The 11,670-nt window shown below is 35.5% G+C and carries 13 protein-coding genes; 6 read left to right on the top strand and 7 right to left on the bottom strand.

What is annotated here, in order from left to right:
* Window positions 1-251: 251 nt before the first annotated feature.
* The 3 genes from H6F39_RS14250 to thrS form a co-directional block, all read right to left on the bottom strand.
* A complete protein-coding gene (locus H6F39_RS14250) occupies window positions 252-581 on the bottom strand; it encodes a XisI protein (protein ID WP_137906510.1) in 330 nt (109 codons plus the stop codon).
* Window positions 569-751: an element excision factor XisH family protein gene (locus H6F39_RS14255; protein ID WP_190371089.1), complete on the bottom strand. Its 183-nt coding sequence runs from the start codon at window positions 749-751 to the stop codon at window positions 569-571. Before H6F39_RS14255 ends, H6F39_RS14250 begins: the two co-directional genes overlap by 13 nt.
* A 427-nt stretch (window positions 752-1,178) precedes the next feature.
* Window positions 1,179-2,999 carry a threonine--tRNA ligase gene (gene thrS, locus H6F39_RS14260; RefSeq protein WP_190396900.1) on the bottom strand — a complete coding sequence of 607 codons (1,821 nt, stop codon included), beginning with the start codon at window positions 2,997-2,999 and terminating at the stop codon, window positions 1,179-1,181.
* Window positions 3,000-3,358: 359 nt separating this feature from the next.
* On the opposite strand from thrS, the gene H6F39_RS14265 reads away from it, so the two are divergent.
* Together H6F39_RS14265 and H6F39_RS14270 are read left to right on the top strand one after the other, a co-directional pair.
* Window positions 3,359-3,676, top strand: coding sequence for a DUF2605 domain-containing protein (locus H6F39_RS14265; RefSeq protein WP_137906513.1), 318 nt, complete (start codon window positions 3,359-3,361; stop codon window positions 3,674-3,676).
* A 270-nt stretch (window positions 3,677-3,946) separates the two neighbouring features.
* Entirely contained in the window at window positions 3,947-4,267 is a 321-nt protein-coding gene (locus H6F39_RS14270) for a DUF2973 domain-containing protein (protein WP_137906514.1), read from the top strand.
* Between the two features lie 160 nt (window positions 4,268-4,427).
* Here H6F39_RS14270 and H6F39_RS14275 read toward each other — a convergent pair whose 3' ends face one another.
* On the bottom strand, window positions 4,428-6,695 hold the full coding sequence (locus H6F39_RS14275) for an amylo-alpha-1,6-glucosidase (protein ID WP_137906515.1): 2,268 nt from the start codon (window positions 6,693-6,695) through the stop codon (window positions 4,428-4,430).
* Between the two features lie 373 nt (window positions 6,696-7,068).
* Between H6F39_RS14275 and H6F39_RS14280 the strand changes: the two genes are divergently transcribed.
* Window positions 7,069-7,836 carry an ATP-binding cassette domain-containing protein gene (locus H6F39_RS14280; protein WP_137906516.1) on the top strand — a complete coding sequence of 256 codons (768 nt, stop codon included), beginning with the start codon at window positions 7,069-7,071 and terminating at the stop codon, window positions 7,834-7,836.
* 26 nt (window positions 7,837-7,862) lie between these two features.
* A complete protein-coding gene (locus tag H6F39_RS14285; protein ID WP_137906517.1) occupies window positions 7,863-9,380 on the top strand; it encodes a glycine betaine ABC transporter substrate-binding protein in 1,518 nt (505 codons plus the stop codon).
* A 39-nt stretch (window positions 9,381-9,419) separates the two neighbouring features.
* Here H6F39_RS14285 and H6F39_RS14290 read toward each other — a convergent pair whose 3' ends face one another.
* Together H6F39_RS14290 and H6F39_RS14295 are read right to left on the bottom strand one after the other, a co-directional pair.
* Entirely contained in the window at window positions 9,420-9,557 is a 138-nt protein-coding gene (locus tag H6F39_RS14290) for a hypothetical protein (RefSeq protein WP_162501166.1), read from the bottom strand.
* On the bottom strand, window positions 9,554-9,877 hold the full coding sequence (locus H6F39_RS14295) for a nucleotidyltransferase domain-containing protein (RefSeq protein ID WP_137906518.1): 324 nt from the start codon (window positions 9,875-9,877) through the stop codon (window positions 9,554-9,556). The genes H6F39_RS14290 and H6F39_RS14295 overlap by 4 nt, the downstream gene beginning before the upstream one ends.
* A 322-nt stretch (window positions 9,878-10,199) precedes the next feature.
* On the opposite strand from H6F39_RS14295, the gene H6F39_RS14300 reads away from it, so the two are divergent.
* Complete coding sequence (locus H6F39_RS14300; RefSeq protein WP_137906519.1) at window positions 10,200-10,439, top strand: hypothetical protein; 240 nt, start codon at window positions 10,200-10,202, stop codon at window positions 10,437-10,439.
* On the top strand, window positions 10,436-10,840 hold the full coding sequence (locus tag H6F39_RS14305; protein WP_190371092.1) for a putative toxin-antitoxin system toxin component, PIN family: 405 nt from the start codon (window positions 10,436-10,438) through the stop codon (window positions 10,838-10,840). Before H6F39_RS14300 ends, H6F39_RS14305 begins: the two co-directional genes overlap by 4 nt.
* A 186-nt stretch (window positions 10,841-11,026) precedes the next feature.
* Here the strand turns inward: H6F39_RS14305 and H6F39_RS14310 are convergent, their stop codons facing one another.
* Window positions 11,027-11,521 carry a DUF427 domain-containing protein gene (locus H6F39_RS14310; RefSeq protein WP_190371093.1) on the bottom strand — a complete coding sequence of 165 codons (495 nt, stop codon included), beginning with the start codon at window positions 11,519-11,521 and terminating at the stop codon, window positions 11,027-11,029.
* Window positions 11,522-11,670 lie beyond the last annotated feature (149 nt).

An 11,670-nucleotide genomic window follows, 5' to 3' on the forward strand; every position in this document is an offset into this window, starting at 1 on the left:
AGATTATTGTACTAAACTTTTTAACAATTTCTTTATAAGTTTTTACCCAAGTTAGGTATAAGAAAATATTTACTTAAAAATATCTTATGATGAGGATTGAATACTTTAAAAAATTGGTTTGTCTAGATAATAGTTTAAAATTATACCATTTGTGTGTAATGCTGGCGCGATCGCCTTTTCTTCCGTAATTAAAAAAGTTAGCGATAGCGTAACTTCTCTAATTACCGTATTTTAGCAGAATTATATATGCTTCAACTAGCAGCAAAATCGGTAAATTTCCGTTTGTATGGAGCTTTAAAACCCAAAACTATATCTTGTTTAGGAACTCCAGCTTCTACTAATTCATTAGCTACTCCGATTTCTGTGCCATCGCGTTCAATCCAAATTTTGCCATCTTTAATTTCTACGTAAATAATACAACCAAATATTCGCGTTAGTTCTTGCCAACCAATATTAATAACTTGATAATGATCACGATCCGTATCAAATATCAATTTGACTTCTGTTTGATTATTTGGGCGATTTCTTGCGTGACCTTCCAGAATTGTTTGGACTATTTCTTTGTAATTTAGTCTCTCCATATCACAATCTCCTCTTGATCTGGGTTAAAAATCAGTAATTTTAGGTCATATTCGCCAACTATTCTTTGAATAAACTTCCGACTAAAAAACTCATCATAAACATCTATTGTCCATCCATCTTTTGTCAGGGCTGTTTTAACTGTATTATGAAATAAATCTTTAGCTGGCATACATAAATTAAACTTATTTAACCACTGTTAATAGCATAATATCTCAGATGAAAGGTTCAAAAGGCAATTAAAGATTTAGAAACATAAATTATAGTAACAAAACCCAGTTTATACAGAATTAGGTTTATCGATTTGTGAGGAAACAAGGGAAAGGCTATCAACCACGACAAAAATGTAGGGTGCGTTAGCGACAGCGTAACGCACCGAAAATCAGTAAATAAACATACATAAGGTGCGTTACATTTCATTAACGCACCCTACAAGATCAGGCGATCGCACTGATGGTAATATACAGTATGATTGAGCAATTCACCTGGTGTTGGGTTTCACTTCGTTCTCCCCAACCTACTTGGACGACTTTGACTACTTCTGATATTGTATTCCCAGTCTCTAGACTGGGAACGACAAATTTACCCAGCCTACTTTTTTAGAAGTTACTAAAGTTAGTAATTGCTTCTGTGATTTTACTCACAACCTCATCTACAGATATCGCTCCCAATTCCCCAGAAGCCCGGGTACGAATACTCAAGCTGTTGGTTTCCACTTCCTTCGCACCTATTACAGCCATTACGGGGATTTTATCCTTCTCTGCGTTGCGAATTAACTTACCCAAGCGATCGCCACTGGTGTCTACTTCCGCACGAATACCGAATGCAACCATCTTCCCAGCCACCTCTTTACTAAAATCTAACTGCAAATCACCTACGGGTAATAACCTAATTTGCACAGGTGCTAACCATAACGGGAAATCACCTGCGTACTCTTCAATCAAGATCCCTATTAACCGCTCTAACGAACCAAAGGGAGCGCGGTGAATCATCACTGGGCGTTTACGCGAACCATCTTCAGCGACATACTCTAAATCAAACCGCTCAGGTAAATTATAATCTACTTGCACAGTTCCCAATTGCCATTCCCGTTCTAAAGCATCACTGAAGATAAAATCGAGTTTTGGACCATAGAAAGCCGCTTCACCAATTCCTTCAAAATAGTCCATTCCTAATTGTTGCACAGCGCGACGAATTGCCCCTTCTGCTTGATCCCAAACTTCATCACCACCAATATATTTATCACTGGCTGGGTCACGAAAACTCAATCTAGCTTTAAAATTCTTTAATTGCAGACTTTTGAAAACGCTCAAAATCAAGTCCACAACATTGAGAAATTCGCTATCTAGCTGTTCGGGAGTTACAAATAAATGAGAATCATCAACAGTAAAACCACGTACTCTGGTTAAACCACCCAATTCTCCCGATTTTTCATAACGGTAAACTGTGCCAAATTCCGCCAACCGCATTGGTAATTCCCGGTAAGAGCGTAATTCACTCTTGTATATTTGGATATGAAAAGGGCAGTTCATTGGTTTGAGAACAAAACCCTGTTCTATGGCTTTCGCTTCCTCATCTTCAGCCATTAACGGAAACATATCTTCCTTGTATTTCTGCCAGTGTCCCGATGTTTTAAATAAATCAACTCTGGCAATGTGGGGAGTAACAACAGGTAAATAGCCCCGTTTTAACTGTTCTTTTTTGAGGAAGTCTTCTAAAATTGTCCTTAATAAAGTCCCTTTGGGAGTCCACAAGGGTAAACCAGGTCCAACTAAATCGGAAAAGACAAATAATCCTAGTTCTTTCCCTATTTTACGATGGTCACGGCGTAAAGCTTCTTCTTTGCGACGTTTGTACTCGGCCAGTTGTTCGGGGGTTTCCCAAGCAGTGGCATAAATGCGCTGTAATTGAGCTTTTTTCTCATCACCGCGCCAATAAGCACCTGCAACGCTTTCTAATTCTATAGCTTTGGGATTAATTTCGCTGGTATTTTCTACATGAGGACCAGCGCACAAATCCCACCATTGGTCTCCTAAATGGTAAATTGTGATGGGTTCTTGTTTGATATCGGCCAGAATCTCTAGCTTATAGGGTTCTTTAATAGCTTCAATGCGCTCTTGTGCTTCCTCGCGGCTGACTTCTTCCCGAATTAATGGTAATTTACGATTAATAATTTTGACCATTTCTTTTTGAATGGTTTTCAAATCCTTATCGCTGAAGGGTTCTGGGCTATCAAAATCATAATAAAACCCATTTTCAATCCAAGGACCAATTGTGACTTGCGCTTTGGGAAACAGCTTTTGTACTGCCATGGCCATTATATGGGAAGCTGTGTGGCGAATCTTCTTTAATGTTTCTGACTCGCTGGTACGGGGTAAATAGATTTTTTCGGCTGGTGCGGTTTCTTGATTTGGCGACATTGGCTGTTAAACTTTTGGCGAAGTGTTAAAAATAGAATTGACAAAAAATATCTTTACAACATAAATAATAGTCTACTGGCTATGGTTTCTCCTAAATTTAGCAAAAAACTGCACTTAGCTCCTAGTCAGGACTCTAGTCCTCTCTTTGGGACAGATGATTTTTTTTGTCAGGTTGATTTCTTCCTTTAGAGGTATCTAGAGTTACTCCCAAGGGGCTTTACAACACCATTGCCAAATTTATATAATTGTGATCTGTACGCTATTGTTACAGATTTTTTCAGATAGGAAGTTATGAACTGATTGTTAAGAATCGTAAATAACGTTAATATAAAAAAAATTAGGAAATATGCTTCTCATATATGGAGGAATCAAATCTACCAAATGCTGATTTACTGGAAGCCGTCTTACAACCGCTGTTAGAGGATTTTCAATATTGGTTTGAGCGATATCACCAAATTCTGGAAAATGAGAAGATCCCTTTTATGAGTGAAGAAGAGCAATTTAACTTACTAAAACGAGTTGAAAATGCACAAAATGAACTCAACACAGCCAAGATATTGTTTACAGTCACAGGTAAACAAGTGGGAATTGATATGGCAACCGTAACACCTTGGCATCAATTAGTTACAGAATGTTGGAGTGTGGGAATGCGTTTAGGTCAATTAAAGGAATTGTAAAGCCTTTGAAACAATCTAAATCAATCTAAATCAATCTAAATCAATCTAAATCAACCGGAAATCGTCAGAATACCAGACAATTCTTAACATTGTTTTCATAAAAAAATAATGTCTCTCATGTTACCTTAATCTCAATATAAAGATTGCACTAGATAACATAGGGGCATAAGTACAGGATTTTACATTCTCTTTTACCGTAGATAGTTTATTTACGGAGTTTAAGTTTTACAAAAAAACATTCTCAACCTTGCTATTCTGGAGGAAAACTCGATGCTACACCTACTCTATATTTTAGCGTTCACCGTTCTGGCATTTATGGCCGTTGGTAATTTAATTCGGAATTTGATTATGTTCAGTTTTGACAGGGAAAGGACTTATTCTAGCAACCAATCATCACCAGGTGGTTTTGGTTATTATGCAGCTAGAAGGCAATATGTTCCCCACCCTGAATTGTTAGACAGTGCTGGTAATATAATTAAAGAACCTTTGTTGGTAATGCGTTCCATTAATGTTGAAGATGCGCGAGAACAGTTAGATGCTCTTTATGAATCTTCCCCTAGTCAGAAAATTGATCATTCAGAAGGAGCTTAATTAATACTCTACCGCATTAAGTATGATTCTAGCGGACAAGATGCCCACACCACAACATTCTTGAGTTGGTAACAACTTATGGAAAGATGAACAGGATTGATCATGTATTTTATCGTCATCCTGTAAATCTTTAAATCCCGTACATCCTGATTCAGACTATTTACGCTTCAATCACTACCCGCAGATTACCGCGTTTTTTCGCAACCCGACAAGCAGTAGTGCTACCAGAACGCTCAAATTCTAAATCCAAAATAGTCCCACCAACACGCAAATTATGTAATGATAAACGATTGATGGATTCTGGTAAAGCCGGGTCAATAATTCGCAAACAATTATTTTGCGCGTCTGGGACTAAATTCACGATCATTTGCAATAATTGAAAGATACTACCAGTAGCCCAAGCTTGGGGTGTACAAGCAACAGGATACTGTACTGGTGCATTATCACCTTTCATTTCATAACCGCAAAATAGTTCTGGTGGACGTTGATAAGGTTGCTGGGAAGTCATATCAAATAACCCTTGAAATAATTCCAAAGATTGATCAATTAAACCTAAACTTCTTAATCCCATGGCAATTAAACTATTATCATGAGGCCAAACTGAACCAATGTGATAACCCATGGGATTGTAAGCTGGTGATAAACTACTTAAAGTTCTAATTCCCCAACCATTAAACATATCCGGCGCTCGTAATCTTTCGGCTACACTGTAGGCCTTTTCTGGGAGAAAAATTCCTAAAGATAAACAGTGTCCAGGGTTGGAGGTAATACTGTCCACTGGTTTACCTTCTCCGTCTAAAGCTAAAGCACAAAAATCTTGATCTTCTATCCAAAAATCTTCATTAAAACGAGTTTTTAGATCTCTAGCTTCTTCTAACCAAATTTCTGCTAAATCTAGCTGTTTTTTCGTTTTTGCAATTTCGGCTAATTTAACTTTAGCAGCATAGACATAGGCTTGAACTTCACATAGAGAAATTGGACCTATGGCTAATTCTCCTTTGAAGTTAACAATACAATCACCAGAATCTTTCCAACCTTGGTTATTTAAACCACGTTTTGACCGCCGATAATAACTAAGATAACCAGTTTTTTGCATATTCCGATCTATCCAATCCATGGCGGCTAAAGCATTCGGCCAAAGTGCTTCCAAGGTTTCTTGGTCATGAGTCCAGACGTAGTATTCAGCATACAACATTAACCACAATGGAGTCGCGTCAATTGTCCCATAATAGGGTGTATGGGGAATTTCTTCACACCGCGCCATTTCTCCTAAACGCAATTCGTGTAAAATTTTTCCTGGTTCTTCTTCCTTCCATTCATCTTCGTTTTTCCCTTGATAATCAGCTAATAACATCAATGTTTCTTTAGCAATTTGGGAATTTAACATCAATGTTTGGGAAGCGGTAATAATAGAATCCCGGCCAAATAACGTTGAAAACCAAGGTACACCCGCAGAAACAGTTTTATATTTACCAAAGGATTGGCGTAATAAGTAAATATCTTGTTCTGCTCTTTCAATAACTCGATTGAAAAGACTTTTATCGGAACTAATGCGGGTAATTTGTTGTACCCAACTTTGCTCCTCCATCATCTCCGAGGCTTTGGCTTGTGCTAAGGTAATAGCTGGATTTACCGTTGAACCACCATTGTTATTAATTAACAAGTTCAAACGATAACCGAGTTTTTGGGTTTCGTGAGAGCCTAATTCTAGCCGCCAAATCGCAGTATAACCTTGAAAATCATCCGGTTGTCGGTGTTGGAATTGAATCCGCGATTCCATGATCGAATTATCTAAACCTTGATAGGCTAGAGTTAGGGATTCTTCTTTTTGGTGTTGAGATTGTACGCAAGGGATTAAGTCAATTTCTGGATTTTTTGGTTCTACTAAACGTAAAATTTGTCCCCGTTTTTCCCGACTATGACCCCGAACTTCAAATAAATCTACAAAATCTGCATCAAAGCTGAGACTTAGTTCAAAATTAATGGTGGTAGTGCTGTAGTTCGCTATTTCTATTTCTTCAAATAGTGCGCCATTGAGAACAATTTCCCGATGTATCCCAATTGTATCAGGTTTTAACTCCTCTGTGATTTTGGGATTTGTACATAAAACCGATAGAGCAAAACCCTTGTCAGTAGTGCTACTCAGTAATACAGGCGATCGCCCATTAATCTGTAATTCTAAACGACTCAAAAACCGAGTATCACGACAAAACAGCCCCATGCTAGAATTACTTTCATCCGGGGAACAACTAGAAATATTCCCCATAGTATCCGTCACCAAAAATAAATCATCATCTTTAACTGTCAGCGTTGGTTGTGGTCTTTCACTGACAACACAAGGCCATTCTGGAATTGGTAATTTTTCTGCGGAAATAAATGTTTTTCCATCTAAAACAATTTTTTCTGATAGTTTGCTTGGTGTAGTCATATTTATTAATTTATCTGATATCATTAGTTGAAGTTACCTGTATAGGTGTAAATTGGTTTAGTTTGATGCGGTTCAATTAAAGGGGAAAATATTAACGTTACAACAATGAATCTCTCTAAATGTATACCTTTTTTTTTAAAAGTCAAGGCTGAAAAATGACTATTTTTCAAGAGTTTCTTCCTTGCTAAACCTTGAGAGATGCTAAAGGTAGAGAATACTTACTCAGACACAAAATCTGATGTAAATTATAAAAAAGCTGGGGAAGGATGCTCACAGCCTCAGAACTATGTAACTAGTTAATTACCTCTACTTAGTTTATAGTTCACCTAATCAAAAACCTATGTGTAATTATAAAGACCAGGAATCTTCTATTATGTCTACAACATCAGAAATTGCAGTGGAATTTCGTAATGTCAGTTTTGAAATTAATCACCGTCCTCTATTATCTAACTTAAATATTAGTATTTATCAAGGAGAAGCCTTAATTTTATTGGGGCGTAGTGGTAGCGGTAAAACCACAACTTTAAAATTAATCAATCATTTACTTTTACCCACCCAAGGGGAAGTTTTAGTAGGTTCAAAATCTACAACTAATTGGGATGCTATCAAATTAAGAAGACGTATCGGTTATGTCATCCAGGAAACAGGGTTATTTCCCCATTTTACCATCGCGGAAAATATCGGACTTGTACCATCTTTAGAAAAATGGCCACTACAAAAAATTCAAAATCGAGTCTATGAAATGTTAAACTTAGTAGGACTAGAACCAGAAAAATTTGCTCAACGTTATCCCCACCAATTATCAGGAGGCCAACGTCAACGGGTGGGAGTTGCTAGGGCTTTAGCAGCAGATCCACCTATCCTATTAATGGATGAACCTTTTGGCGCACTTGATCCTATCACTCGTTTGGAATTACAACAACAATTTCAATATTTACAACAACAATTAGGAAAGACTGTGATTTTTGTCACCCATGATATTCAAGAAGCTTTCTTTTTAGCCTCTAGAATTGGTTTAATGTATGAAGGAAATTTAGTGGAATTAGGAACGAAAAGAGAATTTCTTAGTTCTCAACATCCAGAGGCACAGGCTTTTTTAGCTTGTTTAAATGCGGCAAAAAGTTGGGAACAACTTAACTAAGATTAGCATACAATTAGCATAAAATCATGTTTTTATTTCAATACGGTTCAGAAATTATCCTTCACAGTGGAGAACATTTAATCTTAGTAATCATAGCTATGACAATAGCTATTTCTATCGGGCTTCCTGTGGGCATTTTTATCACTCGTCAACCACAACTAGCTTCTCCTATTCTGGGTTTAGCAAATGCAATTCAAACTATCCCTAGTCTAGCCATCTTTGGTTTTTTAATTTCCGTGCCATTTTTGGGAGGGATTGGTAAAATACCAGCCATATTTGCTTTAACTCTTTATGCTTTACTTCCCATAATTCGTAATACCTATATTGGCATTAATAGCATCAATCCTGCTATTAAAGAAGCTGGAATAGGGATGGGAATGACAGACAAACAGTTATTATTACAAGTAGAAATTCCCTTGGCTTTACCAGTTATTTTAGCAGGGGTGAGAGTAGCCACAGTTATATCTGTAGGAATTGCTACTATTGCTTCTGCTATTGGTGGTGGTGGTTTGGGAGTATTTATTTTTCGGGGTATTTCGATAGTTAATAATGAATTAATTTTAGCCGGAGCAATACCCGCAGCTTTAATTGCTTTGAGTGCAGATTTTGGTTTAGGATTATTAGAAAAAAACCTAACTAAACCAACAGGGAATAAATCAAAGTTGGCGATTATTTTAGGAATAATTACTTTAATTATAGCTGGATTAATTGCATTTAACTATCAACAAAAACCAGCGACGATTATTATCGGTTCAAAAAATTTCACAGAACAAATTATTTTAGGAGAATTATTAGCACAACAAATAGAAAATCATACTCAGCTAAAAGTAGATCGTCGTTTTAATTTAGGAGGAACATTTATTTGTCATGAAGCAGTTAAAGCGGGAAAAATAGCCGGGTATGTAGAATATACGGGTACAGCATTCACAGCAATTTTAAAGCAAAAACCGATTAATAATCCTGAAACTGTTTATGAAAAAATCAAAGAATACTATGATAATAATTTGAAATTAACAGTGATGAAACCTTTAGGATTTGAAAATACCTATGCTTTAATTATTCGCGGTGAAGATGCAAAAAAATGGCAAGTTAAAACCCTTTCTGATATTGCTAAATATACTTCACAACTGAACGCAGGATTTGGTTATGAATTTATTGATAGAGAAGATGGTTATCGGGGGTTAGCAAAAACATACAACTTCAATTTTACCAAATCTCCTCAACAAATGGAATTAGGATTAATGTATAAATCTTTAAAAGCGAAAAAAGTAGACATTATAGCAGGGAATTCTACAGACGGTTTAATTCCATTTTTAAACTTGGTGATCCTAGAAGATGATAAAAAATATTTTCCACCTTATGAAGCTGTACCTGTTTTTAATGAGGAGATTCTGCAAAAATATCCAGAATTAAGAGATACCATTAATCAATTAGGAGGTAAAATTTCTACAACTGAAATCCAAAAGATGAATTATCAAGTAGATAATCAATCTCAACCAGTGGAAAAAGTTGTTAGTGAGTGGTTAAAATCTCAACAATTGTAATTTTCAGATGTTTGATTCTCAAAAATATAAAATTTTTGATCAGGTTTTCTCGGCAATTTCAATAAATTTTTTGCTTTGTTCAATCAAAATTCTCACATCTTCCTCACTCAACTCAAGGGTATCATCAATTAAGCTTTCTTTAGCTTTTTTTATAAATTTTTTCTCCTCCGATATCATAGAAAAATACCTTCTTTTTTGACATTATAATTAAAGGGAGTATTTTCATTTTCAAACTTTGCTGAAGAGATAAAGTGACGAGAAATAACAACATCGTTTTTTAGACAAATGTTTGAGATTATTTGACTAGTTTTATCAATTTCATGATAGGGATTAATCTCTGATTTCAGAACAACCAGAATATCAATATCAGAAAATTCTTGAGCGTCTTCCCTCGCTTGAGAACCATATAAAATAATTGCTTCCAGTTGGTTTTGATAAAGTTCTTGCAAAGCTTGTTTAACTTCTTGTAATATCAAATTAAGCTGTGATTTGTTCATTGCTTAAATCATCCCTTATAGTTAAGATTTTTGGTGTTTGTTCGTAAGTATTTAGCAACCAGCTATCAGCTTTACATATTGAAATTCAAAAAAACATAAATAGTGTATAAATTTATTCATAAATTGATGCCAATGATGATAAATAGCTGATAGATTCTATTATAGCAGTGCTGAATAGTATATGAATTATCAAGTAAATATTCAACCTCGTCCTGTGGAAAAAGTTATCAGGGAGTTGTTAAAATATCAAAAATTATTGCTTATCTTAACTAAAAAGTAAAAGCAATGCTAAAATAGAAGAAATATTTAACAGTGTAAAAAAATGAATGCCTATCAAACTTATTTAACCATTGATAATTCTCAACAGGTAGTTCTCTCTAATTTACCTTTTGCAGTAGGAACAAAAGTAGAAATCAAGATTCAGGTAGTTGATGAAAAAAGATTAGCAGCAGCTAATCAATTGCAGTCTTTATTCAAGGAAATTCAATCTTTACCTTCTTCCCAAGAAATCACAGAAGAAGAAATTAGTGAAGAAATTGATGCTTACCGGAGAGCAGAATGAGGGTTATTATAGATACGAATATTCTCATATCGGCTGCTTTAAAGAATAGAGTTCCTGAACAAGTAGTTTTATTTGTTGCCTGTAATTTAGAGTATACTTGGTTAGTGTCAGAAGAAATTCTTGAAGAGTATCAATCAGTATTAAATAGGGAAAAGTTAAACATTAATTTAGATAAACGAAATCTTTTTCTAAAATGTATAAAAGATGTTACCACGTTAATTAGAACTGATAATACTATTGAGTTTAAAAGAGATAGAAAAGATGCCAAGTTTCTTAGCTGTGCTATAGCAGCTAAAGCTGATTTACTAATTACTGGAGATAAAGATTTTAGCGAGGCACAGACACTAATTGAGACTAAAATTATCTCAGTTTCTCAGTTTAAAGAAGCATATTTATCTTGATGGAAATTTAAGTTAAATTAGAGGATGTTGGAAAAGTTTTCGGCGAATATAATATGGCTTACGCCACGCTGCGCTATCGCTACTACACAAGCGAAGTCCACCTTCGTGGACTATTATATAGATAATTTATCCGTGATGTTCATGAGTTGTCAAACTATCAATTTTGACAACTGAAATTTTCCTTATTTACCATCCCCAAGTACCGGGTTCACCTTTAAATGGTCCAACAATATCACTAGTTATCCATCCTCCATAAAAATTACCAGCTTGAGGTATAACTAACTCATCATTAACATAACAAGCATCCATTAAACCAGGGTAAAAACTATAATATTCCTGAATTGATTGAAAATTAGGACTAGGTTGAATATATTTCCAAGCAGCATTATGAATATACTTGTCTCCCACAGAAACATCATAATATTCACAGACACCTTTCCATTCACAATAACTTTTTTTAGGTGTCTCTATTAAATATTCTAACTTAATATCTTCAGCAGGAATATAATAACCTGGTGGATGACTAGTTTCTAAAACTCTTTTTCCTTTGGTTGTTTCTGCTAAAACAATCCCATTACAAATAACTTTGAGATGTTTGTCGGTATCTTGTAAAATTGCTGGACGGGGATAGTCCCAAACAGATTCTTGGCCAGGTTGTGGAGTAATAGGTTGTGGTTTCATGATTTATGACCTCTAAGTTCCTTGGGAATAAACACTTACAGCAGTTTCCGAAGTTATGAGGTACAGTTAGTAATAATAAAGATAATACTGTCATGAAAGCATATTCAGTGGATCTCCGAGAAAAAATAGTTGCAGCCCATATTGAGGAA

The organism is Dolichospermum sp. FACHB-1250, from assembly GCF_014696335.1.
GTDB lineage: Bacteria > Cyanobacteriota > Cyanobacteriia > Cyanobacteriales > Nostocaceae > Dolichospermum > Dolichospermum planctonicum.